Source organism: Sorangium sp. So ce321, from assembly GCF_051530195.1.
In the GTDB taxonomy this organism is placed as follows: Bacteria; Myxococcota_A; Polyangia; order Polyangiales; family Polyangiaceae; genus Sorangium.
On sequence record NZ_CP150329.1, the window covers coordinates 8,397,187 to 8,422,057 of the forward strand.

At 70.9% G+C, this 24,871-nt stretch carries 15 protein-coding genes; 7 read left to right on the plus strand and 8 right to left on the minus strand.

Features of this window, described 5'->3' with window-relative positions; translation table 11 throughout:
- Nucleotides 1-309: 309 nt before the first annotated feature.
- The 7 genes from WME89_RS30955 to WME89_RS30985 form a co-directional block, all read right to left on the minus strand.
- Nucleotides 310-2,121: an RHS repeat domain-containing protein gene (locus tag WME89_RS30955; protein WP_438003278.1), complete on the minus strand. Its 1,812-nt coding sequence runs from the start codon at nt 2,119-2,121 to the stop codon at nt 310-312.
- Nucleotides 2,122-2,218: 97 nt separating this feature from the next.
- Nucleotides 2,219-4,573: a DUF6531 domain-containing protein gene (locus tag WME89_RS30960; protein ID WP_438003279.1), complete on the minus strand. Its 2,355-nt coding sequence runs from the start codon at nt 4,571-4,573 to the stop codon at nt 2,219-2,221.
- A gap of 478 nt (nt 4,574-5,051) precedes the next feature.
- A complete protein-coding gene (locus tag WME89_RS30965; protein WP_438003280.1) occupies nt 5,052-6,596 on the minus strand; it encodes a sensor histidine kinase in 1,545 nt (514 codons plus the stop codon).
- A 12-nt stretch (nt 6,597-6,608) separates the two neighbouring features.
- Nucleotides 6,609-7,304 (minus strand): response regulator, encoded by a 696-nt coding sequence (locus WME89_RS30970; RefSeq protein WP_438003281.1) that lies wholly within the window; start codon nt 7,302-7,304, stop codon nt 6,609-6,611.
- Entirely contained in the window at nt 7,301-8,002 is a 702-nt protein-coding gene (locus WME89_RS30975) for a hypothetical protein (RefSeq protein ID WP_438003282.1), read from the minus strand. The genes WME89_RS30970 and WME89_RS30975 overlap by 4 nt, the downstream gene beginning before the upstream one ends.
- The gene (locus WME89_RS30980; protein WP_438003283.1) at nt 7,999-8,763 is read right to left on the minus strand and encodes a hypothetical protein; all 765 of its coding nucleotides are present in this window, start codon (nt 8,761-8,763) and stop codon (nt 7,999-8,001) included. The genes WME89_RS30975 and WME89_RS30980 overlap by 4 nt, the downstream gene beginning before the upstream one ends.
- A complete protein-coding gene (locus WME89_RS30985; protein ID WP_438003284.1) occupies nt 8,760-9,458 on the minus strand; it encodes a hypothetical protein in 699 nt (232 codons plus the stop codon). The genes WME89_RS30980 and WME89_RS30985 overlap by 4 nt, the downstream gene beginning before the upstream one ends.
- A 394-nt stretch (nt 9,459-9,852) precedes the next feature.
- Between WME89_RS30985 and WME89_RS30990 the strand changes: the two genes are divergently transcribed.
- From WME89_RS30990 to WME89_RS31020, 7 genes are all read left to right on the plus strand, one after another.
- Complete coding sequence (locus tag WME89_RS30990) at nt 9,853-10,440, plus strand: Uma2 family endonuclease (RefSeq protein ID WP_438003285.1); 588 nt, start codon at nt 9,853-9,855, stop codon at nt 10,438-10,440.
- A 205-nt stretch (nt 10,441-10,645) separates the two neighbouring features.
- Nucleotides 10,646-11,791 carry an ABC transporter permease gene (locus tag WME89_RS30995; RefSeq protein ID WP_438003286.1) on the plus strand — a complete coding sequence of 382 codons (1,146 nt, stop codon included), beginning with the start codon at nt 10,646-10,648 and terminating at the stop codon, nt 11,789-11,791.
- Between the two features lie 8 nt (nt 11,792-11,799).
- A complete protein-coding gene (locus WME89_RS31000) occupies nt 11,800-12,525 on the plus strand; it encodes an ABC transporter ATP-binding protein (RefSeq protein ID WP_437618171.1) in 726 nt (241 codons plus the stop codon).
- Nucleotides 12,525-13,502, plus strand: a complete 978-nt coding sequence (locus tag WME89_RS31005) for an MlaD family protein (protein WP_437618172.1) — start codon at nt 12,525-12,527, stop codon at nt 13,500-13,502. Before WME89_RS31000 ends, WME89_RS31005 begins: the two co-directional genes overlap by 1 nt.
- On the plus strand, nt 13,499-14,128 hold the full coding sequence (locus WME89_RS31010; RefSeq protein ID WP_437618173.1) for an ABC-type transport auxiliary lipoprotein family protein: 630 nt from the start codon (nt 13,499-13,501) through the stop codon (nt 14,126-14,128). Before WME89_RS31005 ends, WME89_RS31010 begins: the two co-directional genes overlap by 4 nt.
- A 105-nt stretch (nt 14,129-14,233) precedes the next feature.
- Nucleotides 14,234-17,536: a protein kinase domain-containing protein gene (locus WME89_RS31015; RefSeq protein WP_438003287.1), complete on the plus strand. Its 3,303-nt coding sequence runs from the start codon at nt 14,234-14,236 to the stop codon at nt 17,534-17,536.
- A gap of 224 nt (nt 17,537-17,760) precedes the next feature.
- The gene (locus WME89_RS31020) at nt 17,761-23,835 is read left to right on the plus strand and encodes an AAA family ATPase (protein ID WP_438003288.1); all 6,075 of its coding nucleotides are present in this window, start codon (nt 17,761-17,763) and stop codon (nt 23,833-23,835) included.
- Between the two features lie 21 nt (nt 23,836-23,856).
- Here the strand turns inward: WME89_RS31020 and WME89_RS31025 are convergent, their stop codons facing one another.
- On the minus strand, nt 23,857-24,765 hold the full coding sequence (locus tag WME89_RS31025; RefSeq protein WP_438003289.1) for an AraC family transcriptional regulator N-terminal domain-containing protein: 909 nt from the start codon (nt 24,763-24,765) through the stop codon (nt 23,857-23,859).
- Nucleotides 24,766-24,871 lie beyond the last annotated feature (106 nt).

The following is a 24,871-nucleotide window of genomic DNA, read 5'->3' on the forward strand; positions in this document are numbered from 1 at the left end:
GAGGTGGTGGAGGACGAACGCGTGCCGGCTCGCGAAGTCCACGCGCCGGAGCCGCTCGATCGATTCGTCCGCGCTCCACAGCTCGGACTCCAGCGCTTCCGCCCGCAGGCCGAAGGGGATCGCCCTCTCGGCCCAGGACACCCGCTCCGCGATCTCCCGCGCGCGGAGCTGCCGCATCATCGCTTCGGCGCGCGCCTGCTCGGTCTCGGCCTCTTCGAACGACCCGTCCGCGAGGCGCCACTCGTGGAGCGAGCGTGCCAGCATATCTTTGCCTGCCGAGGTCTCCATCAGCTCTTGCCTCCCGCGCGCTTACCTCTTCGGCTTGTGCTTGTCACGCGGGCCGATGTAGTTGCCCTGCTCATCGTAGTAGGGATTGCCGCCGGAGCCCCCTCCTCCGCCACCGCCATTTCCAGGTTCCGGCCAGGCACCTTTCGGGCCTTCCGGCGGATAGCCGCCCGGGGGCGGGTTCTCCGGCGGGTAATACACTCCCTGATTCTTTCCGGTCCTCGGATCTCTCTGCGTGACCTGCTTGCCTTCTCCGTCAGTGCGAGGCACGACGGCGGTCGTCGACGGCTCGGTCCTGGGGCTCCCCTGGCCATGCACCTTCTTGCCGTCCCACGCCGCATTGTCGTGGTACACGCCACCGGTGGCCTTTGGCTGCTCCTTACCCTTCTTGACGTCCCTGTTGGGATCCGCGTTGATGTTGTCCGGGTGAATGCCAAGCTCACGGAACACCTGCGCGCAGAACTTGCACGGCGGGATCGGATTTCCATTCTTGTCGTACGCCTGGATCTTCGCTCCCTTCCGGTACTGCTCGCGGAGCTCGTTGCGAACCTGCACGTTTTGTTCCTCTTTCGAGAGCTTGTCCCACCCAGGTTTCTTCTGAAGCTCCCCGCGGATCTCCTTCGCTTGCCGGTCGAGCGCCTCGATCTCGGCGCACTTGCCCGCCGTGTTCGGGAGCCTCTCCTTGCTGGGATCCTTAGCCTTCCCGGTCTTCGGATCCTCCTCGGAGAACTTGCCCTTCGCGTTGTCGACCGCCTCCTGGACGGCGGGATCGTACCTGGGGTTTCCCTGCGCATCGCGGGGTTTGTCGGGTTCATGTGGCGGTCGAGGCTGGCCTTCGGAGTAACCCCACGTCTCCTTCTTGCCAGCCCCGGGTTGATCCCAGATCCTGGCCTTAGCCATCAGCCCCAGCGGATCGACGAACCGCGTGGGCTGGTTCTCGGCGTAAGCGAAGGCGTTGAATCCTGAGATCAAACCCACGGGATCAGCGCTGACGTACCGCCCAGCCTCGGGGTCGTAGTACCGGTGCCGATTGTAAAACAGGCCGGTCTCTTCATCGAAGTACTGGCCTTGATACCCGATCGGCGTCGTCGTGACGGCGCCGGGCGAGATCGCGAACCTCCCCCACGCGTTCCGCCGTATCTCGCACGCAACCGATCCATCGGACGACAGCAACTTCTCCGGCGTGCCGATGTCGTCGGTCAGGTAATGGTAATAGCCGCTCGCGACCCGTTGCCCACGCTCGACGCGGACATCCTTGTGCGCCCACGGGAAACCCCGGTCGTCGTAGCAGTACGTCCGCTCTTCCACGCTCGGGGCACCGTGGCCGGACATACGTTGCGTGATCTCGTGCACGAGCGCATCGCCGTCCCATACGTACCGCGTGGTCGACTCGACGGAGGGCGCGACGCCGGGCGAGACGCGGAGCACCGTCTTCTGAACCCGCCGGGCGAAGGGATCATAGGCGAAGGTGACGCGCACGCCGTCCGAGCGCTCCGCCGCCTCGAGCAGCCCGTTCGCTGCCCAGTGATAGCGGACGGTGTGCTCGCCGTGCTCCCCGGCGGCGCGCGCCAGAACGAGCCGAGCGTCGTCGTCCCAGGTGTAACGTTTGCCGCCGCGCTGCAGGAGGCGATTGCCCTCTCCGTATTGCCGCTCGACGCCATACCGCTCGTACAGATTTCCGGTTGCATCGTAGGCAAAGCGCTCGATGTTCCGCTCGTCCGTCCCCGCGGCGACCAGACGCCCCACGGCGTCGTGCTCGAAGCGCCGCACCCCGGAGGCACGATCATGCGCCTCCAGGAGCTCGGAAGCGGGAGAGTACCGGTACGCCTGCTCCACGGTCTGCGCTCCGGCCGGAGCGGCGCGCCACGCAGATTGCCCCGGCGTGGGTCTGCTCGCCGCAGTCACGCGGCGCTGCACGAGGCGATCGCGCTCGTCATAGGCCGCGTCGATCCGGCCGCCCGCCGGCAAAACGCGCGCGACCTCGCGGCCGAGCACGTCGTGAACCGGATGCGATCTCCTCGCGGCCGTCGAGCACAGCGCGCGTGCATTGACCCATGATGTCCCGATCCCAGATCTCGGAGTGGCCGAGCGACGTCGAGCGCCGAATGACGTTCCCGACGAGATCGCGCTCGACCTCGACGACGACGGTCTGCCCATTCACCGTCTGGCTCTCGCGTATGACCCACCCAAGCGCGTTTCGCTTGTACTCGAATACGCCGCTCGGCCCCTCCGCCCGCACAAGCCGCCCGAGCTCGTCGTATTCGAATCTCTCTACCCGATCATCGTCGTAGCGTTGCTCGATGACCTGGCCCGCCAGATCGTACTCATACCAGGTCTTCTGGCCGAGCCCGTTCTCGGCCACGATGAGCCGGCCTTCGGAGTCGTACCTGTAGTACAGCAGCCGGCCGTCAAACGTGCGCTCAGAGACAACCATGCCGGCCACATTCAACGTGATGGAGTGGACCTCTCCCTTCAGGTTGATCACCTCCACGAGCCGGCCCTCCCGGTCGTACTTCATCCGCGTCGTCGACCCGTCCGCCTCATGCACTTCGCAGAGCTTGCGAAACCCGCCGTGCACATAGCGTGTGATGCGCCCGTTCTCGCCCGTCACGCTCGTGCGCTGCCGGATGCCATCGTACTCGTACCGGACAACGCTGCCGTCCGGTTTGCGCTCGGAGAGCAGATCACCTCGCACACTGTAGGTGTAATAAGATGTAGCGCCAGCCGGGTCCTGCTTGGCCGTGCACCGGCCCCAGTAATCATAGGCCCAGCGGGTGACGTGACCGAGCGCGTCGACCTTCTCCACCAGGTTGCCGTAGCTGTCGTGGCGATACTGTGTACGGCCCCCGTTCGGACCGATGGCCTCCACGACGAGACCGCGGCTGTCAAAGCGGCTTTCGAACGAGGCTCCGAGCGGATCGGTCCAGGCGATACCTCCAGCGAAGCGGTCCACGCTGGTCACTCCACCGGCGGCGTCGATCCTCCGGCGGATGTGTCCGTCCGCATCGCGCTCGTAAACCGTCGAGCGGCCGAGCGGGTCGATCTCCTGGAGTACTCGGCCGCGGGCATCTAGGCTCCACTGGGTCGTCGCGCCGAGCGAATCGGTGTACGCAAGGAGATTCCCTCCCTCGTCGTACCGGCGCTCCACGACCGCGCCAGCCGAGACGGCCTTGTCGAGTTTGTCGTGCTCGTTGCCGAAATACCGGTGGATGGTGATGGAGTCGATCGCTTCGGAGTAGCCATATCCATCGTAAATGAACTTGCAGTGATATATGCCCTTCGCAGCGGTCTCACCGTCGGCCAGCCGCGCCGGAACGCGCTCCGATAGGCTTCTGTCCTCGGCGCCTTCGTACGCTCCCCACGTCTCAACACATCGTTTTTGCTCGTCGTAACGGAAACGGAAGGTGAGGCCGACGGGTGAGGTATGAGCGAGCAAGAGGTGGTGTTCGTCGTAGGCGTAGGTGGTGGCGTGATCTTCCGCGTCGCGCGCCTCGATCAGGTCGCCGCGCTCGTCGTAGACGAAGCGGCCGAGGGCGACCCAGCGGCCTTGTTCCGGCGCGTTCTTCAGCTCCCATGCCGCGATGCGCCCATCGCGGTCGCGCCGGACCCTGACGACCCGTCCGACGCTGTCGTGCACCTCCGCGAGCAACCCGCCGGCGTAAACGAGCGAGATGGTCTGATTGAAGGCATCACGGATGGCCGACAGAAGCCATCGCTCTCGGTGGCGCTCCTCGAACACGAGCCACGTGCCCTCACCGGTGTCGAGCACAAAGCCCTTCGCGCCGCGCACGAGGACCATCCCTTCGGGACCTGTCGCGCCTTCGCCTTCCTCGATGAAGTCGAATTCCAGGCCGAGGCCCTGGTCGCTCCACACGGTGATGGATCGCCGGCTGATCTCGACGTCCCACGCCAGCGAGTGGCACCACCCAAAGCCGAGGCCGACATCGCGCTCGGTCGACGTGGAGTGGTAGGCGCGCGCGATTTCGAGTGGAAGCGGGCCCGGCAGGTCGACGTCGAGCACGGGATTCGTGAAGACCTTTCCCGTGACAACATCGACGGGATCGCCCTTCGAGGCCTTGCCGCTCTTCTTACCTTTGTGGTGCTTCGGGCACGAGCCGCCATTAGGATCACCGGTCCCGTTGCCGCACGCACCCTTGCCGCCGCCGCCCGCGCCCTTGCCGCCGTTCTTGCCCTTGGCCTTCTGGTTGTTCTTGCCGCCCTTGCCGCCCTTGCCGCCGCTGCCCCCTCCGCCGCCTCCGCCGCCTAGGACGAAAACGCCGGGATTCATCCCGGGGATCGCAGGGATGTTGGGGACAGGTGCCGTGCGCATGCGCTCTGGCCTACGGCATCTCAGGCGGGGCGTCAAACCGCCATTCTACGCGCAGACCGCAACGGAATGGTACGTTGCTCGAAGCTCCGCGAGTCGCAGGCGGCGTCAGCGACGAGAAGACGCGCCTCTTCCCGCCGCGGGATTCACGTTGGCGTCATTGCCGTCATGGTATAAGCTCTCTCTCGAGCTGCTGCGAGCCTCCTCCGGGGTGGCGCGCGCTGACATCTTGCGCGCGCTGGCATATCAGCGTGTGTTGAGTTCATCGTCGGCCACGACGGAGGAGGCGACGTCCTATGACGATCTCCTGCCCGACTCGAGGCGAAGCTGACCAGGCCCAAGCATCGAGCGATGCTCCTCCTGCTCCAGGCGACCCTCAACGAGAGGCGTCGAGCGGCCTGACCAGCACGTCCAGCAGCACGAGCAGCCCGCCCCGTCTCTACTGCCGCACCGGGATCTCCACCACGAACCGCGCCCCCTCCCCCGGCGCGCTCTCCACGGTCACCACCCCGCCGTGCGCCTCGACGACGCTCTTCACGATCGCGAGCCCCAGCCCCGTCCCGTTGCGGCTCTCGTCGGTCGTGAAGAACCTGTCGAAGATCCGCGCCTGGTGCTGCACCGGGATCCCCGGCCCCCGGTCGCGCACCGAGATCCTCGCCGTCTTTCTCCCCTCCCCAGCTTCCCCGCCCTCCCCCTCCTCGACGGCCACCACCACCGCCTCGCCGGCCGGCGAGAACCTCACCGCGTTGTCCACGAGGTTCAGGAGCGCCGTCTCCAGGTCCGTCTGCCGCGCCCGCAGCAGCCGCTTCGGCATCTCGTACCGCAGCACCACCGGCTTCTCCGGGCTCGCGCACCGCTCCACCACGCGCGCCGCGAGCGCCTCCAGGTCGAGCACCGTCATCGCCTCGCTCGAGGCCTCGATCCGGCTGAGCTCCAGCAGCCTCGACACGAGCCGGTCGAGCCGCGCCACGTCGAGCTCGATGTTCCGCAAAAAGCGCCGCCTCGCCTCGAGATCGTCCGCCGCCCCCTCGTCGAGCAGCTCGGCGGCGCCCCGGATCGACGTGAGCGGCGACTTGAACTCGTGCGCCACGTCCGCCGCGAAGTCCGAGATGTACCGCAGCCGCGCCCCGAGCCGCTCGTTCATCGCCGCGAACGCCCCGCCGAGCTCGCGGATCTCGCCGCTCCCCGACACGGGCACCACGATGTCGCGCTCGCCGGCCGCGATGCGCTTCGCCGCGCGCGAGAGCTTGCCGAGCGGCCTCGAGATCGACCACGCGAGCACCAGCGTCACGAGGCCCGTGAACAGGCTCGCGACGACGAGCACCTGCGTGAGCCCCGAGCGGATCCGGTGCAGCTCGACGAGCACCGGCTGCGTCGAGCGGACCACGTACACCGCGCCGAGCACCTCGCCGCCGCGCCGGATCGGCTCGGCCAGGAACAGGAAGACCGCCGGCGGCTGCGCCCGGACGCGCGTCCGCGCCCCGCGGCGCCCGGCGAGCGCCTCGTTCACCTCCGGGCGCTCCGGCATCTCGGACCAGCCCTCGCGCGCGCCCTTTCCGATCGGCCGCACGTTGTCGGCGAGCTCCCGGAAGTCCGCCGAGCTCGGGCCATGGCCGCGCGACGGGATGAGCGCGGGGACCGCCGGCTCGGGCCCCTCGGGCGGGCCATTCTCGTGCGAGTCGACGACGACCGCGCCCGCCTTGTCGAGGATCCGGACGCGCGTGCGCGTGTGCCGCGCGGCCTGGGTCAAGACGTCGCCGTGCTCGGGCGCGTCGAACTCGAGCCCCCGGTCGAGACCCGACGCGAGCATCGCCGCCACGAGGACCGCCTGGTTCGCCATGTCGCGCTCCAGCGAGCCGAGGAGCTGCCGCTCGTAGAGCCGCGCGAACTCGAGCCCCGCCACCGGCACGAGCAGGACCACCAGGTTGACCACGAGCAGCCGGACGCGGATCCGGCCGAGCTCGCGGCGCAGGCGCTCGATCATCGTACGGCCCGGCTACGCCCCGTTGACCTTGTAGCCGACGCCGTGGACGGTCGCGATCGGATCGCCCCCAACTGCGCGGAACTTCGCGCGAATCCGGCGGACGTGGGTGTCGATGGTGCGCTCCGTGATGAGGTTGTCGTAGCGGTAGGCGCGCTGCATGAGCTGCCCGCGCGAGAGCACCACCCCAGGCCGCTCGAGCAGCGCGCCGAGCACGCCGAGCTCCGTCGCGGTGAGCGAGACGGGCTGGCCGAGGTAGCGCGCCTCGTGGCGGTCGGTGTCGACTTCGATCGGGCCGTGGCGGAGCACCGCCGCGCGCGCCTCCGGCGGCGGCGCGGGCGGCGGCGCCTCGGCCCGCCGGAGCAGCGCGCGCACGCGCGCCACGAGCTCGCGCGGCGAGAACGGCTTCGTGAGGTAGTCGTCGCCGCCGAGCTCCAGGCCGACGATCCGGTCGACCTCGTCCGCGCGCGCCGACAGGAACAGGATCGGCGTCCGGCTCCCGGCGCGCAGGCGCCGGCACACCTCCAGGCCGTCGAGCTCGGGGAGCATGACGTCCAGCACCACGAGGTCGACCCACCCCGCCCCCGCCGCCTCGATCGCGGCGCGCCCGTCCGCGACCGCCGTCACGGTGTAGCCCTCCTTCTGCAGGGCGTAGAGCAGGACCTCACGGATGCGCGCCTCGTCGTCGACGACCAGGATGTGCTTGCTCACGTCTCGATCGGTTCCTCGTAGCCGGCGCCGCTGTGCGCGTCGATGGCCGCGCCGAGGCCCTCCACGCGCGCCCAGACCTCGGACACGATACCACCGACGCCCTCGACCGTGGATCCGGCGAAGCGCGCCAGGACGAGCTGCGTGCGGAGCGCCTGGACGAGGTCCGCGAGCTCCTCGAGGGCGCGGGCGTCGCGGTCGCGCATCGCCCGCAGGCGCCGGATGTTCTCGAGGTGCAGGTGCGCCGTCGCCAGCGCGCGCCCCGGCGCGCCGCCGCGCTCGATCTCGGCGACGCGCGCGGCGGCGGCCGCCTCGTCGAAGCCGCTCTGGCGGAGCAGCGCGTCGAGCTCGGCGTGGCGGGCGGCGGCGCGCGTCACCTCGGCCTCGATCCGCGAGGCGGCCTCGCGCGACAGGAGCGCCTCGAACGAGGTGCCGGCGCACGCGCTGACCCCCTCGCGCAGCGCGCCCTGCACGCGCGCGGCCGCGGCGGCGGTGCCCGGGCTGCCGCCGGGCTCGACGCGGCTCGCGCGCGCGGTGAGCGCGACGGGCGCCCAGAGCGGCCAGAGCGGCACGCAGATCGCCGCGGAGAAGGCGGCGCGGCGGCGCGCGCCGTGGCCGACAGCGCGCGCGGCGCGGTAGACCGCCACGGCGCACGCGAGCCCCGCGATCAGGTACAGGACCGCCAGGTCGCGCAGGCTCATCGCTCGCTCTCCGTCACGCCGCCGCCCGCGGGGCACTCCTGGTCCTCATACGGGTACGGGTAGCCGCACGGGTAGTCGTCCGGATCGGGCTGGTGCACGTTGTTGTCGTAGATCCCGAGCGCGGAGCGCCAGCTCCGGGCGAGCGCGTCGGGGAAGCTCCCCTCGCGGGCGCGCAGGAAGGGGACCACCTTCGCGCTCGGCCGCCCGAGGTAGGGCCGGAGGATCCACGCGGCCTGGCCGCCGACCGCGAAGAACACGGCCATGAACGCGAGCGCGGTGAGCGCGCGGCCCCGGCCCGCGCCGATGCCGCGCACGAGCACGCCGAGCGCGGCGAGGCCCGCGACGGCGTAGGCGAGCCAGGCGACGACCGAGGAGGCGTGGTAGCCGAGCCCCAGGTCGATGAGCAGCCAGAGCACGGGCGCGAACGCGAGCAGCACGAGCGAGGAGCGGCCCGCCGACGCGAGGGCGAGGGCGATGATCGACCGCATCGGCCACGGCCGGCCGAGGACGGCCGCGAGCGCGTGGAACGCCGGGGCGCAGAGCGCCAGCGTGACGAGCATCGCGAGCGGCACCTTGATCGCCGCATAGAGGATCTGCTCCCGGCCGCGGAAGCTCCCGATCACGCCGCCGAACACGGCGGAGCCGAGGGCGATGGCGCCGAGCGACGCGATCGCGATCGCGCGGATGTCCCGGTCCTCCCGGCAGCTCGCGGCGATATCGGAGGGCGCGCGGAGGAGGCGGCTCATGACGGCGGCGCTCACAGGGAACCTCCATTCAGGATCGGGAGCGTCCCCCACCAGACGCGCAGCGCGAGCGCGACAGCGAACCCCGCGAACCCGAGGAGCGCAGCGCCGTGCCCGGCCAGGCGGAGGAGACCGCCGTCCCGCTGGAGGGCGGCCCGGAGGTCGCGCAGGAGGACACAGACGCCGACGGCGCCGCCGACAGCGAGGCCGAGCAGCCCCATGAACGCCGCGGTGAAATTCGACGCGCTCGTGACCACGAAGAGCGCGGCGGCCGGCGCGAGGCCGCCGAGCACGAGGCCCGTCGCCGCGGCCGCTCGCGCCGTGGCCGACAGCGCGCGCGGCGCGTCGAGCGTCGCGTCGAAGAGGGTCAGGACGATCGTCAGCGCCGGGACGCCGAGGCACGCGACGGCGACCAGGGCGGCAGGGACGCCGGCGGCGTGGTAGGCGAACGACACGCCGCCCTGCCGCACGCCGAGCGCCAGGCCGTACAGCGAGGCGAGGCCGAGGCCGACGCCGAACCTGGACAGGTCGCCGCGGAGGTCCGGGGCCGGCCGCTCCGCGAGGAGAGAGGCTGTCCAGCCGGCGTGTCCGGCGGGCGCCGTGGGACCGGCGGAGGCGCTGGTCGCGGGCGCCGTGGCGTCGCCACGACGCTCCGCGGGCGCCGCCGGAGCGTCGCTGCAACGCTCCGCGGGCTCGGGAACGCCGTTTTCCATGCCGGATTCCGGCGATGATGGGACGAGAAGACAGGGAGCTTGCGCCTGCACAGGACCTCCGTGGGGGTGAGCGCTGCGCGGCGTGCTTGGCCGGTCATTCTGGACTGATCATTCTAGAATGATCAGTCCAGAATGACCGGCGTACTCGCTGCCGTCGCAGGCCTCGATGGGAGTACCCCCCGCGCGAGGCGCGCCCGCGCCCGCGACAAGGAACGGACGCGGAGAGGTTGTGGCGAACTTGTGGCAGCTCGCCCGCCACGGCCGGAGCGCCCCGGAGGGTTGGCTCGTACCACCCTGGCCAGCGCCGGCCGCGGCTGACCAGCGCCGGCCGCGGCTGACCAGCGCCGGCCGCGGTCGGCCTGCTGGCCAGCGCCGGCCGCGGTATGCTCGCGGGATGTCGGTCGCCGTCAAGCTCGGGCCCCGGGCCACCCTCGCGGATCTGCTGGCCATCCCCGAGGAGCAGCGCTTTCACGAGATCCTCGACGGTGAGCTCGTGCGCAAGGCCATGCCCAGCGGCCCCCACGGGAGGGCGCAGCGCGTCCTCGGAGGCCGCATCGGCGATCCATACGACCGGCGGCCGGGCGGGCGGCTCCCGGGCGGGTGGTGGATCGTGACCGAGACCGAAGTGCTGCTCGAGGAGGAGCACGTCTATCGACCCGACGTGCTCGGATGGCGGCGCGAGCGATTGCCCGAGCTGCCGGCGACGACCCCGATCCTGGTGCGGCCGGACTGGGTGTGCGAGGTGCTGTCGCCCTCCAACGCGCGCAACGATCGGGTGAAGAAGATGCGCGTCTACCAGCGGTGCGGGGTGCCGCACTACTGGATGGTGGATCCCGAGGACCAAACGCTGCTGGTCTACCGGTGGACGTCCGAAGGCTATCTGCTGATCCTGACCGCCGAGCGCGGAGAGCGGGTCAGGGCAGAGCCGTTCGGAGAGGTGGAGCTGGAGCTGGACGCGCTCTTCGGGGACGAGCTCGCGTAGCGCCACGACCTGCACGCGCTTGCGGGCGGGCCTCCCTGCCCTAGGCTTTTCTGGCGCATCGGCGCCGGGGCGTTCACATCCCCACGCTCGTGTCTTAACGCCACAGATGCGTCAGAACGTCCCGCGCTGGCGTCGGCGGCCGGGGTTTTTCCTGCCGTTCCACTCCCGGCACGGCACCTGCTGAGTTGGCCGCCAGTGAACCCCCATGGCGACCGCTGAGCTCGCTACGCCCGGCGTGATGTTGATCCCTGACCAGGGATCCTCGACATCACGGCTGATCCCGCTGCAGGGCGAGCTGCGCATGCGCGACGCCGACGCCCTCTGGTCGCAGCTTTCCGCCGCCGTCTCGGACGTCCGCGACGGGACCGTGACGTTCGATCTCGCGCGCGTCAGCATCATGGACGGCGGCATCCTGTCGCTCCTGCTGCACCTCCGCGCGATGCTCGCGGAGCGGGGCGCTCGCCTCGAGCTCTCCGGGGCGAACGAGCGCCTGGCGGCGCTCATCGAGCTTTACGGCGGGAACGAGCGGGTCGCGCGCCCGGCGAAGAAGAAGGCGGAAGGCGTGATCCACCAGATCGGCCGCGCCACCGTCTCCGTGCTTGAGGAGGCCAGGCTCATCGTCGACTTCCTCGGGCAGATGTCCGTGGCGGCGGTCAACGTCGCGCGGCGGCCGAGCAGGGGCAACTGGCACGACACGCTCCCGTTCGTCGAGAAGACAGGCGTCGACGCGCTGCCGATCGTCCTCCTCATCAACACGCTCGTCGGCTTCGTCATGGCCTTCCAGGCCGCCAAGCAGCTCGCGACCTACGGCGCCAACATCTATGTCGCCGACCTCGTCGGCATCTCCGTGACACGCGAGCTCGCCCCGCTCATGACCGCGATCATCGTCTGCGGCCGCTCGGGCGCCGCCATCGCGGCGGAGCTCGGGACGATGAAGGTCTCCGAGGAGATCGACGCGCTGCGGATCATGGGCTTCGGCACGGTCAGCTACCTCGTCTTGCCGCGCGCGCTGGCGCTCGTCCTCGTCGTCCCGGTGCTGACCCTGCTCGCCGACATCGTGGGCATCGTGGGCGGGATGCTCGTGGCGTCGACGTCTCTCGGCGTCAGCCGACAGGGCTATCTGAACGAGACGCTGATCGCGGTCCACCCCCTCGACGTCGGGACCGGCCTGATCAAGAGCGCGGCGTTCGCCATGACCATCGCGCTCATCGCGTGCCAGCAAGGCATCGCGACTTCGGGCGGCGCCGAAGGGGTGGGACGCCGCGCCACGTCGACCGTCGTCGCCTCGCTCTTCTGCATCGTCCTCATCGACACCTTCTTCACCGTCGTCTTCAGGGCGCTCGGCGTATGAGCGGCCCCATGATCGATGTCGTCGACCTCACCGTCGGCTGGGGCGACACGCGGCTCCTGGAGAGCGCCTCGTTCCAGGTCGAGCGCGGCGACGTGTTCGCGATCCTCGGCGGGAGCGGGTGCGGCAAGTCGACGACGCTGCGCTTCCTCACCGGGCTCGAGCAGCCGCTCTCGGGCAGCATTCATATCGACGGCATCGGGGCGCCGCGCCTCGGCGAGGGCCGCCCGCCGTTCGGCGTCATGTTCCAGCACGGCGCGCTGTTCGGCTCGATGACCGTCGCGGAGAACGTGGCGCTCCCGCTCCGCGAGTGGACGAAGCTGCCGCCGGACGTGGTGCACGCCATGGCCCGCGCCAAGCTGCGCCTCGTCGGCCTGGAGGGCGCGGCGGACAAGCTCCCCTCCGAGCTCTCCGGCGGCATGAAGAAGCGCGCGGCGATCGCGCGGGCCATGGCGCTCGAGCCCGAGCTCCTCTTCCTCGACGAGCCGTCGGCCGGGCTCGATCCGGTGATGTCCGCCGGGCTCGATGAGCTCATCCTCACGCTGAAGCGCGTCGTCGGCCTCACCGTGGTGGTGGTCACCCACGAGCTGCAGAGCATCTTCGCGATCGTCGATCAGTGCATCATGCTCGACAAGGCGACGAGGAGCATCATCGCGCGCGGCCGCCCCTCCGAGCTGCGCAACAGCGAGGATCCGCGAATCCACAGCTTCTTCAACCGCACCCCCGAGGCCGCCTGATGTTCTCCACCACGAACTACTTCAAGATCGGTCTGTTCGTCCTCCTCGGGCTCGCCGCCGCCTTCGCGACAGCGGTGGCCTTCGGGGCAAACCAGGTCGAGCGGCAGACGCTCGCCTATTACACATACTTCAACGAGTCAGTCCAGGGGCTCGATCCGGGCTCGCCCGTGAAGTACCGCGGTGTGACCATCGGGACGGTCGCCGCGATCGAGATAGCGCCCGATCGGCGGCACGTGCAGGTCGCCGCGGAGCTCGATCTCGAGAGCATCCGGCGGCTCGGGCTCACGGAGACATCGCCGCCCGGCGAGGCGGGCCCCATCCGGTTCTCGGTGCCGCCGGAGCTCCGGACGCAGCTCCAGTCTCAGGGCATCACGGGCATGAAGTTCCTCGCCATCGACTTCTTCGAGATCGAGACCAACCCTCTCCCCAAGCTGCCTTTCGAGACACCGTCGAACTACATCCCTGCCGCGCCGTCCCTCATGAAGAACCTCGAGGACAGCATCGTGCGGGCCGCGGACAGCCTCCCCGCCATGGGGACGCAGATCTCGTCCGCCCTGAACCACATCGACGTCATGCTCGCGCAGCTCCAGGACGAGAACCTGGCCGAGAAGACGGTCGCCACCCTGGAGAACATGAACCAGATGCTGGGCGAGATCCAGGGCACCGTGAAGGGCATCAACCAGGCGAAGATCCCCGAGAAGGCGGCCAGCACCCTCGCCAGGATGGATGGCGCCGTCGCGCGGCTCGACGGCGTGCTCCAGCGCTTCGGCGGAGACGAGGGGTTCGTCGCGAGCGCGACGCGGGCGACGGACGCTTTCGGCGAGGTCGGCCGCAGCGCCAACGGGACGACGCGCGAGCTCGACGCGACGCTGCGCGAGTTCCGCGAGACGCTCGAGGCGGTCCGCGAAGTCTTCGAGTCGCTGGACAAGGAGCCCGACATGCTCATCAAGGGTCGCGCCGGAAAGAAGTCGCCGTGAAGATCGCCAAGACGCTCCTGTTCGCGCTGCTCCTCTCAGCCTCGGGCTGCGCGCTCACCTCCAAGGCCGAGCCGCTGTCCGTCCGCTACTTCACCCCGAAATGGGAAGTGGCGCCGCGAGCGCCGGATCGGGCGAGCGCGGACGGGCCGCGCCTCCGCCTGGGCCGCATCTCGTCGAGCTCTCACCTGCGCCAGCAGATCGTGTATCGCTCGTCCGACGTCGAGGTCGCGATGTACGATGATCGACGCTGGACAGAGAAGCCGGAGGAGTACGTCCGCCGCGCGCTCGCGCGGGCGCTCTTCGAGGAGCGACCCCTCGTACAGGCGGTGTCCGGCGGCGGACCGGCGCTCGACATCGAGCTGCTCGCCTTCGATGAGGTGCACCGGAAAGACGGCCGCGCCGCGCGGATCACGCTCCACTACGCCGTGCAGGACGACCGCACGGTGCTGGACGCCCAGAGCATGACCGTGGACGTCGAGGTGCGCGGGGACACCGACGATCCCGAGAACGTGGCCGCGGCGATGGGCGCGGCGCTCCACGAGATCGCGGAGCGGCTCGCGTCGCGCGTGGCGTCGCGGCTCACCGCCGCCAGCCCGGGCGAGGCGCAGGCGAGCGCGGCCCCCTGACGCCGCGGCTCGGCGCGCCCTGGCTCGATCCGAGCGCAGGCGCCGATGTCTTCTGGAGCGCGGCGCGCAGGCCGCGTTATCCTGCCGCCTTCAGGGAGACGTGGTGTGAAGGCGGACAGCGACCCGCACGCCGGCGACACCGGCGTACCGAGCAGGGAAGAGGGCCGGTCGCTGGACCCCCCTGAAGGCTCCGGCGCGCGCGCGGCGGGCCCGGACAGCGCCGGGGCGGGCGGCGTGCTGCCCCTGGCGGAGCCCGCGCCGCCCACGCCGACAGGGCCCCGCCCCGCCGCGCCTCCCTCGGCGGAGCCCCTCACCCGGATCGACCCCGCGCGGCACCTCCCGGGCGGCGCCGAGGGCGACGCGGGGCGGAACGCGGAAGAGGGGCGCCGGCGCGCGTTCGAGCAGCCGACGCTGGAGGACGCCGATCTCAGGGCCATGGTGGGGCGCCGGGTCGGCGCCTACGAGATCACCGGGCTGCTCGCGCGCGGCGGCATGGGGATCGTCTTCTCCGGGCGGGACACGCGCCTCCAGCGGCCGGTCGCGATCAAGGCGCTCCCGCGGGCGGTCACGGACGACCCCGGCCAGCGCGCGCGGCTGCGGCGCGAGGCCAAGCTGCTCGCGTCCATCTCCCACCCCAACATCGCCACCGTCTACGGACTGGAGCAGGACGAGGCCGATTACCTCGTCATGGAGCTCGTCGACGGCTCCACGCTCTCGGAGCGGCTCTCGCGCGGGCCGCTCCCTGTCGCCGAGGCGCTGTCGCTGTCGCTCCAGATCGGCCGGGGCGTGCAGGCGGCGCACGAGGCGGCGCTCATCCACCGGGACCTCAAGCCGAGCAACGTCCTGCTCACCCGCGACGGCAAGGTCAAGCTGGTCGACTTCGGGATCGCCCGGGCCGTGAAGCCCGACGCGGAAGACGGCGCGCCGCCGCTGTCGGCCGCGACGCTCACGCTGCCGTTCATCATCCTCGGGACGCCGGGGTACATGAGCCCCGAGCAGATCCGGGGCCGCGGCGTCGACCGGCGCGCCGACATCTTCGCGTTCGGGGTGCTGCTGTACGAGTGCCTGAGCGGCGAGATCGCCTTCCCGGGCGAGACCGTGGCGGATCGGCTCGCCACCACGCTCGAGCGCGAGCCCGACATGGCCGCCGTGCCGCCCGAGGTGCCCCCGCGCATCGTCGACCTGCTGCGGCGCTGCCTCGCGAAGGATCCGGCCAGGCGGCTGCCGGACATCGGCGGCGCCTGCCTGGAGCTGGAGGACGCGCTGCTCGAGCTGCGTGGATCCGCCCTCGCCACGCCCGCCGGCGCCCCCGCCGCGCCCGGATCCGCCGCTGCCGCGCCCGCGCCCGCCGCCGCGCCCGCCGCCGCTGCCGCGCCCGCCGCCGCCGCTGCTGCCGCCCGCGCGCCGTCCGGCCGCCCCTCCGCCGCGCCTCCCCCGCCCGCCGGCCGCCCCTCCGCCGCGCCTCCCCCGCCCGCCGGCCGCCCCTCCGCCGCGCCTCCCCCACCCGCCGGCCGTCTCTCCTCCACGCCTCCCCCGCCCAGCCGCGCCGCCGCCGCCCTCGCCGGCCGCGCCGCCGCCGCCCTCGCGCCCGCCGGCCGCTCCTCGGCCGTCCCGCCGCAGCCCGCCTCCCCGCGCGCCGCGTCTGCCGCCGGCCGCAGGCGCCTCGCGCTCGCCGCGGCCTTCGCCGCCCTCGCCGGCGCCGCGGCCTCCGCGGGCGTCCTGCGCTCGCTCGAGGCCCCCGCGCCCGCGCCGCCGGCGCGGCAGTTCGACCTCCTGTTCCCGGCCCCCCAGGCGCCGCTCACGCGGCTGCGCCTCGCGCTCGCCGACGACGGCCGCCGCGTCGTCTTCGGCGCGGCGGGCGCGGACGGCGTCTTCGGGCTCTGGTACCGGAGCCTGGAGGACGGCAGCGCCGCCCTGCTCCGGGGCACCGAGGATGGATGGGACCCCACCCTCTCGCCCGACGGCGAGTGGGTCGCCTTCTATCGCGGCGGCGAGCTCTGGAAGCGCCGGGTGCTCGGCGGCAACAGCGAGCGGCTCTCCAGCGCCGCGTGGTCCGCCGGCGTCGGGTGGGGGACGGACGGGTTCGTGTGGTTCTTCCCCGAGTGGGGCCGGGGGCTGGCGCGCATCCCCGCGCAGGGGGGCGAGGTCCAGTTCGTCTCCGAGGTTCGCCCGGACCTCGGCGACTACGCGCAGGTGCTCCCGTGCGTGCTGCCCGACAACAAGGCGGTCCTGTTCACCTCCTGGGGCGGCAAGAAGGACACCCGGATCGAGGCGCTCGACCTCTCGACCGGCGCGCGCGCCACCGTGGTCCAGAGCGGCTCCACCCCGCGCTTCGCCAGCACGCCGCGCGGCGACCACCTGCTCTGGGAGCGCAAGGGCACCATCTACGCGGCCCGGTTCGACGTCGGCGCCCGGCGGATCACCGGCCCGGAGCACGCCATCGTCGACGGCGTGCTCACCGACGGGACCGACTACGCCTCGTTCTTCGACGTCTCCGACGAGGGCACGCTCGTCTGGGTGCCCGGCCCCGTCTTCCACGAGGAGAGCCAGCTCGCGTGGCTCGCCGACGGCGGCGGGACAGCCCCCTTCATCGACGACCGCCTCCCCTTCGCCGAGCCGCGCTTCTCCGCGGACGGCAAGAAGCTCTCGGTGGTGCTCAAGGAGGACACCTACACCGCCTATGTGCGCGAGGAGGGGCGCGGCATCTTCGATCGCGTCGTGTTCGACAACGAGGTCGAGTCCGCCGCGATCTCGCCCGACGGCGCCTGGCTCGCGTTCAGCGGCATGCGGGAGGGGCGCTTCGGCGCGTGGGTGAAGTCGCTCGCCACGGGCGAGGAGCGGCGGCTCGGCGACGCCCTGGGCAACTTCGCCCTCGCGATCGACTGGTCTCCCGACGGCCGGCACATCGCGCTGTCGATGTCGCCCGACGGGCGCTCACCGCGCGACATCCGGGTGTTCTCGCTGGACGACGCCATCCAGGCGCGGGAGCTCATCGCCGGCCCGGCCGACGATCGGTATCCCCGCTTCTCGCGGGACGGCCGCTGGCTCGCGTACACATCCGACGAGGCCGGGGTGCGCCAGGTCTATGTGGTCTCCTTCCCTGACGGCAGGGTGAAGCGGCAGATCTCGCCCCGCGAGGGCACCGAGCCCGCCTGGGCCCCCGACGGCGCGCGGATCTACTACCGCGCCGAGGGCAAGCTGTACGCGGCGCCCGTCTCCCCCGTCGACGCCCGCCCTGTCGGGCCGCCCGTCGTGATCCACGACAGGCCGTTCGGGCAGGCCGATCCGGATCTCCAGAGCTACACCGTGGCGCCGGACGGGAGGATCTTGCTCGTCGCGCCCGCGCCGCCGAGGACGCAGGTGACCCACATGCGCGTGATGCTCGGCTGGGACCAGCGCCTGCCCTGAGCGGCAGCGCGACCCCGATCCTTTCGCCCGCCCGGGTCTCCAGCGTGCCGCAGGGAGTTGGGGCTTGACGTTTCCAGCGCGTTTGGATTTTCTTCTCCCTCGGGGGGCGCCAGGGTCGGCGCTGCGTGCCAGGAGGAGAGCGGGAGGCGACGCAGGGGCGCGTGGGGTGAGCGGCTCGCCGCCAGGGGGGTCGCGAAGCGCTGCGCGTCCCTCATGCCTTCAGGATGAGCGCCGTCCTCGAGCACACGGCAGAACCAGCGTCGGTCGACGAAAGCGAACGGGAACACGATTCAATGATCCGAAATAGTCAAGCGCACCTCGGCGAAGACGCTTATCACGTCACGGAGACCGTGGCCGTATTGCCGCGCAGCATCTGGCGGCGCGCGCGCCACGCGACGTCCGGCGCGAGCGTGCTGCTGCATTCGCTCCGAAACGGGGTCGCGCAGCCGCGTCGGGTCCTGGAGCTCGAGCTGCAGAGATGGCGTCGGATCGGCACGCTCGCGATCGAGGGCGACGTGCGCGAGGTCGACGGCGAGCTCTCGCTGATCGTGGAGGACTTCGGGGGCGCGCCGCTCGCCGTCCCCGCGGGGGGTCTGGAGCTCGGAGCGTGCCTGGAGCTCGCGCTCGGCATGTCTCGCTTGCTGCGTCGCTTGCACGAGCAAGGGTTGCTCCACGAGGACGTGAGCCATGGCAGCTTCCTGGTCAACCTCGCGACGCGCCGTGTCGAGTTTGCCGATCTCCTGGCGGTCTCCGAGGACGCGGCAGGCGGCGCCGCCTCCGAGGCCGCGCCCTCGCTCGCCCACGTCGCGCCGGAGCGGACGGGCCGACTCAACCGTCGCCCCGATCACCGAGCAGACTATTACTCTCTGGGCGTCACGCTCTTCCAGCTGCTGACGGGCCAGCTGCCGTTCGCGGCGAGCGATGCCATCGGCTGGGCGCACGCGCACGTGTCCAGGCGCGCTCCGCTCGTCACCGAGCTGTCGCCCGACGTGCCGCCGGTCGTGGCCCAGCTCGTGTCCAAGCTGCTCGCGAAGAACCCTGACGAACGCTACCAGAGCGACCATGGGCTGCTGAGCGACCTGACCACGCTCTGCGAGAGCTTCCAGCGGACGCAGGCCCTCCCTGCCCTGGTCCTGGGGGCGAACGACGCTCCCAGTGAGTTCATGGTCAGTCGCGACGTCCAGGGACGCGACGCCGAGCTGTCGGCCCTGGGAGGCGCCCTCCACGACGTGCGCTCCGGCAAGAGGCTGCTCGTGCTCATGCCAGGGGCCGTGGGCGCCGGGAAGTCCGCCGTGCTCGCGGAGTTCCTGCAACAGCACGGCGGAGCGCCGGCGCGCCTGTTGTCGACGGCGTTCGAAGAGCGGCTCCAGGCAGTGCCGCTGTCTGGCCTGGCGCAGGCGCTGCGAGGCCTGGCCGGGGAGCTGCTGTCGCTCTCCGAGACCGAGCTGACCGAGCTCAGGCAGCGCGTGACCGCGGCCCTGGGGCACAACGCAGGTATCATGGCCGAGCTGGTGCCGGCGCTCTCCTGCGTCACCGGTCCCTCCACGTCCGTCGTGGCGTTGAATCCCATCGAGGCGCAGCGCCGGGTGAAGCATGTCTTCCTCTCCTTCATCCGTGTCTTCGCCACGCCGGAGCGCCCTCTCGCCTTCGTGCTCGACGACGCTCAGTGGCTCGACGCCGCCTCCACCGAAGTGCTGTCTGCCATTCTGACGGATCCCGATTCGAGCCACGTGATGGTGCTGGCCGCGTTCCGCGGCGGCGATGTCCGCGACGTCCCGACGCTCCTGAGCCTGCAGAAGGCGCTGCGCCAGGCGAACGAGGTCGTGCTGACGCTGCCGCTCGCGCCGCTGTCCTCCGACGCGGTGGCGGAGATCGTGGCGCGCTCGCTGCGCGCGCCTGTCGCTGAGGTCCGTGGGCTCGCGGAGATCGTGAGGCGCAAGACCGACGGGAACCCGTTCTTCATCGGTCAGCTGCTCGTCTCCTTGCATCGACAGGGCATCCTGCGCCTGGAGGTCGAGCGCGGCCGATGGTCCGCCGACCTGGAGCGCGCGGAGGCGCACCCCGCTTGCGACAATGTCGGCGCGTTGATGGCGGAGCGCCTCGAGAACCTCGGCCCCGACGCGGCGAGGCTGCTGTCTGCCGCAGCGTGCTTCGGCATGCGTTTCGATCTGCAAACCTTGTCGGAGGCCGTGGGCCGACCGCTCGCGGCCTGCTCCGAGCTCGTCCGGGAGATGCTGGCCCATCGTCTCCTGTCCGAGGTCTCGGTCGAAGGTCGAACGGATCCGTCAGCGCCTGTCCGGAGCCACGCGTCCGCATCGTATTCCTTCGAGCACTCGCGCGTGCAGCAGGCGGCGCTCTCACGCGCCGGCGACGCGGAGCGCGTGGGGCTCCACGCGCGCATCGGGCGGCTCCTGCGCGAGCGCCTGCGGGGCGAGCGCGCGCCGAGCCGGATCTTCGAGGTGCTCCATCATCTGAACGCCGCCCGCGGCGCGATCCACGACCGGGAGGAGCGCCTCGACCTCGTGGAGCTCAACTTGACCGCGAGCAACCAGGCCCTGCAGAGCGGCGCGTGGAGCATCGCGGGGACCCACACCGAGATCGCCGTCGAGCTCCTGGCCAGCTGCGAGGGCGAGCGTCCGCCGGATCTGGCCTTCCGAGCGATCGTCGCGCGCGCCGAGACAGCTTTCGTCCTGGCTGATCCGCGTGTCGAGGCGTTCTGCGAGGAGGCGTTCAGGCTCGCCCCCGACCGCCTGGCGCGCGGCCGGGTTCACGTCTTGAAGACCCGGATCCTCGACCACGGCGGGCGAATGGCGGACGCCGTGGTCCAGGTGCGCGCGGCGCTGGGCGAGTTCGGCGTGCGCTTGCCGGAGGCGCCCGACGAGATCAACCAGGGCATCGGTGAGGGCATCGGCAAGCTGCAAGCGCACCTGGCGCGCGTGACGATCGAGGGCCTCCCGGCGCTCCCGTGCGCGGAGGACGCCGAATCGCGCCTGGTCCTCGAGCTCTTGTCGCGGGTGATCTCTCCGGCGTTCCAGACCTATCCGCCCCTGTTCTTCCTGGCGGAGCTCATCATGTTCGACCTCTCGCTGAGCCGCGGCGTCGACGCGGTCTCGTGCAAGAACTTCGTCGACTGCGGCATCATCCTCCTCGCGGTGCTGGGCGACTACGATGCCGCCCATCGCATGGGCCTGGCTGCCTTCGAGCTCTTGAAGCGCTTCTCGCCGACCCCGGTCGAGTCGGGCGTGTGCTTCGTGTACGCGGGCTTCCTCGCGCACTGGAAGGCGACGTACCGAGATCAGTTCGCGGTTTACGACCGAGCGGAGAAGAGCGGGCTCATGCTCGGTGACCTGCAGCACGTCGCCTACGCCAAGAACGATCGCGCCCAGCGCTCGTTCCTTGTCGGCGTGCGGCTGCGGGCCTGCCGCGAGCAGGTCGCGGAAGTGAAGCGGTATCTGACGCACATCGCGGCGGCAGGTCAGCAGGTCGACGCGCTGGTCGCCGACCGAGCCGTCGCGCGATTGACGGCGCGCGAGTCGGAGAAGGAGGCAGTCGCCGCGGCCGACCGCGAAGCGACCGCCGTGGTGGTCGCCGAGAAGAGCACCCAGTACTGCTACGCCTACGGGCAAGCCCAGATGACGACGAGCTTCATCCTGGGCGACTTCGCCTCGGCGCGGCAGTGGATGGAGTTCACCCGGGAGTTCTTGATCATCGCGGCGGGGCAGTTCTCGCTCCCCGAATACAAGCTCTTCGAAGGGCTGCTGGCGGCGCGCGCGTGCCGCGAAGGGGGCCCGGAGGCGCGGGAGGCTCTGCTCGCCGTCATCGAGGAGAACCTGGGGCAGCTCGAGGCCTGGTCCCGCCTGTGCTCGGAGAACTTCGCTCACAAATATCACCTCCTCGCCGCCGAGCGCGCGCGCCTGACGGGGCAGCCGCTGCAAGTCGTGCTCGCTCGCTACCGCGACGCGATCAGGACGGCCGGAGACGGGTTCATCCACTTGCGGGCGCTCGCCCACGAGCACCAGGCCGAGATGTGGCTATCGCTGGACGAGCCCCTTCACGCCAGGACGTGCCTGGAGGCGGCTTACCGGCTCTACGATGACTGGGGCGCCACGGCGAAGCTCGAATCGCTGGCGCGCGAGCACCCCGCGTTGCTGGCGGATATCGTCCGAGGAGAGATCGCGACGCCGCGCGGCGCGCTGGCGGCCGGCCAGGGCTTCGACAGCGCGTCCCTGCTCAAGGCGACGCAGAGCATCTTCGTCGAGGTCGATCCCGAGCGGCTGTTCGCCGCGCTGATGGCCACGTTGATCGAGAACGCCGGCGCGGAGCACGGCTGCCTCGTCCTGCGAGACGACGCCGATCGCACGTACTACGTGGAGGCGCGCGCCCACGTGGAGCGCCCGTTCGCGAGCCTCTCGCGGCGCGTGGCGTACCCGGAAGCCGAGTTCTTGTGCCCCAGCGTCGTCAGCTACGTGCTGCGCACGGGAGAGGCCGTCACGCTGGACGACGCGTCGAAGGCCGGCGCCTTCCGGGCGGACCCGCAGATTCGAGCGCGCGGCGTACGTTCGGTGCTGTGCGCCCCCATCATGCGCAAGGGAGACGTCCTCGGCGCGCTGTACGTGGAGAACAACGTCAGCGCGTATGCTTTCACGCGCGAGCGACTGGCTGCGTTGCAGGTGATCGCCAGTCAGGCGGCGATCTCGATCTACAACGCACAGCTCTACGAGGACCTGGAGCGGCGCGTGGCCCAGCGCACCGAGGAGCTGGCGCTCAAGAACCGTCAGATCGCTTCGATGCTCGACAATCTGGACGAGGGCGTCTTCACCATCGACCGAGACAGGCGCGTCGAGCCGGGGTACTCACGACGCCTGGCGGAGATCCTCGGCAGCGCCGAGCTGGTCGGTCGGGACTGCCTCGCGCTGTTGCTGGACGGCTCCAGGGCGCGGCCGGACGCGTGGAGCGCGGCAGAGGCAGCGCTCTGCTGCGCCTTCGATCAAGAACCGTGGCTGGCGGCGCTGAACGCCGACCACCTGATCCGTGAAGTGGAGCGCACCGGTCCCGGCGGCAAACCCCAGTTCCTGGAGATCTCCTGGAACTTCATCGCGTCGGAGGCAGGTCTGGTGGAGCGCATGCTGGTCACGGTTCGTGACGTGACCTTGCTGCGCAGCTTGAGACAAGCGGCGCGCAGCAAGGAGCGCGAGGTCGACATCATCGTGCAGGCGCTCGATCGCGGGGTCGACGCCACACGAGCGTTCTGCGTGAGCTGTCGCGAGCTTTTGGCCGCGAATCGCGCGGCGCTCGGGCCGGACGTCGAGCTGCCCGAGCAGCTCAGCGACGCGCTCCGCAACCTCCACACCCTGAAAGGCAACGCTCGCCTGCACGGCTTCACGCACCTGGTGGACTGCCTGCACTCTGCGGAGAACGCCTACCAGGCGTCGCGCCGGGAGCCAGAGCAGCCGATCGACAGGCACGAGCTGCTGGAGCACCTGGATGCCGTCGAGCGGACGGTCGCCGAATACGAGTCGGTTTGCCAGCAGAAGCTGACGGCCGTGGTCAAGAAGCCGGATGAACGAAGCGAGAGCGTCCTTCGCGACATCCGGGGCCTCGTCGCGACGGCGACCTCCACCGACGCGGCCCGAGAGCTGGCGCGCGAGCTGCGTGGGATCCTCGCGCGTCTCGACCACACGTCGGTGGCGCGCGTGGTCGACGAGACGCGCGAGATGTTGCCGAGCTTGGCCGCCGAGCTCGGGAAGCCCGCGCCCATGGTGCTCACGGAGCACGCCGAGGCGCAGCTCTCCAGCGACTGGACGGGGCTCGTGAAAGACATCCTGGTTCAGTGCTTTCGCAACTCCCTCTATCACGGCATCGAGATGCCCGACGCGCGAGAGCTCGCCGGCAAACCGGCGCAGGGCCGCATCCATGTTCGCGTGCGGAGCGGACCGAGCGCGCTCGAGCTGCAGATCTTCGACGATGGCGTCGGACTTTCACTCGAGAGGCTGCATCAGCGGGCGGGCAATCATGCGCTGCCCGATGAAGCCCTGGCCGACCAGATCTTCCTGTCCGGCGTCTCGACCGCAGAGACGATCGGTCAAGTAGCCGGACGAGGTGTCGGGCTCGACATCGTGCGCGCGAGCCTCCGGGCCCGCGGCGGCGACGCGCTGGTGCGCTTCACCGGGGAAGAGCGCGATGGCCACCGGCCGTTCATGCTGGTCCTCCTCATGCCGAAAAGCGCGGTCGCCTCCCGCTCCGGCGAGCCCCCAGCCCCTGGCCCCTCTTCCGCACAGCCCGCCGTGTTCGGCGGCTAGTCGGACCATGACGCGGGCGGACTACATGTCCTGAACGATCGCCGCCGTCTGCTTCAGCGCGCGGGCGTCGCGCAGCGGCGAGTTGCCGAACATGCGCGAATACTCGCGGCTGAACTGCGAGGCGCTCGTGTAGCCGACGCGGAACGCCGAGCCCTCGGCGCCCACGCCCTCCTCGACCATCAGGCGGCGCGCCTCGAGCAGGCGCAGGCGCTTCTGGTACTGCAGCGGGCTCATCGCGGTGGCCTCCTTGAACCGCTTGAAGAACGCCGCCCGGCTCATCCCTGCGGCGCGCGCGAGCGCGGCGATATCGACGTCCTCGTCGAGCGATGCTTGCAGGCGATAGACCGCCTCGGCGATGCGGTGCGCCTGGCTGCCCGCGCGCACGAGCTGGCGGATCGCCGGGCCGTCGGGGCCTTTCAGCAGGTGGAAGATCAGCTCTTTCCTCACGAGCGGCGCGAGCACCGTCGCGTCGTCGGGCGTCGCGAGCAGCGCGCCGAGCCGGGTCGCGGCGTCGAGCATACGGTCGCTCGCCTTGCCGATGAAGATCGCGCGCCCCGGGTGCTCGAGGTCGTCCGGCCGCGCGCGGTCGAGCTGCGCCGCGACCTCGCGCAGCGCGACAGCATCGAAGTCCATCTTCAGGCACAGGAGCGGCTGCGCCGGCGACACGCCCACGACCCGGCTCGTCACCGGCAGGTCGATCGGGCTGACGATGTAGTGCGGCTCGCGCTCGCGATAGACATGCCCCTCGAGCAGGATCTCCTTCGTGCCCTGCACGACGATGCAGAACGAAGCGCGCCAGTGCCGCTTCGCGCGTTGCTGCGAGCGCGAGATTTTGATGCAAGAAATCCCGGGCACCGGCGAGGCGTGCACGCCGTCGCCGGGGCACCACTGCGCGATGAGGTCCTTCAGCTGGTCGCGCCCGGGGATCACGGTGACAGCGTAGCCCCGCGTGGACGATCGGGCAAGAACTGGAGACGGCCGTGTATTTCGCGTGCGCCGCGGCGGTGCCATGGTGGATGGCGAACCAAGGAGAGTT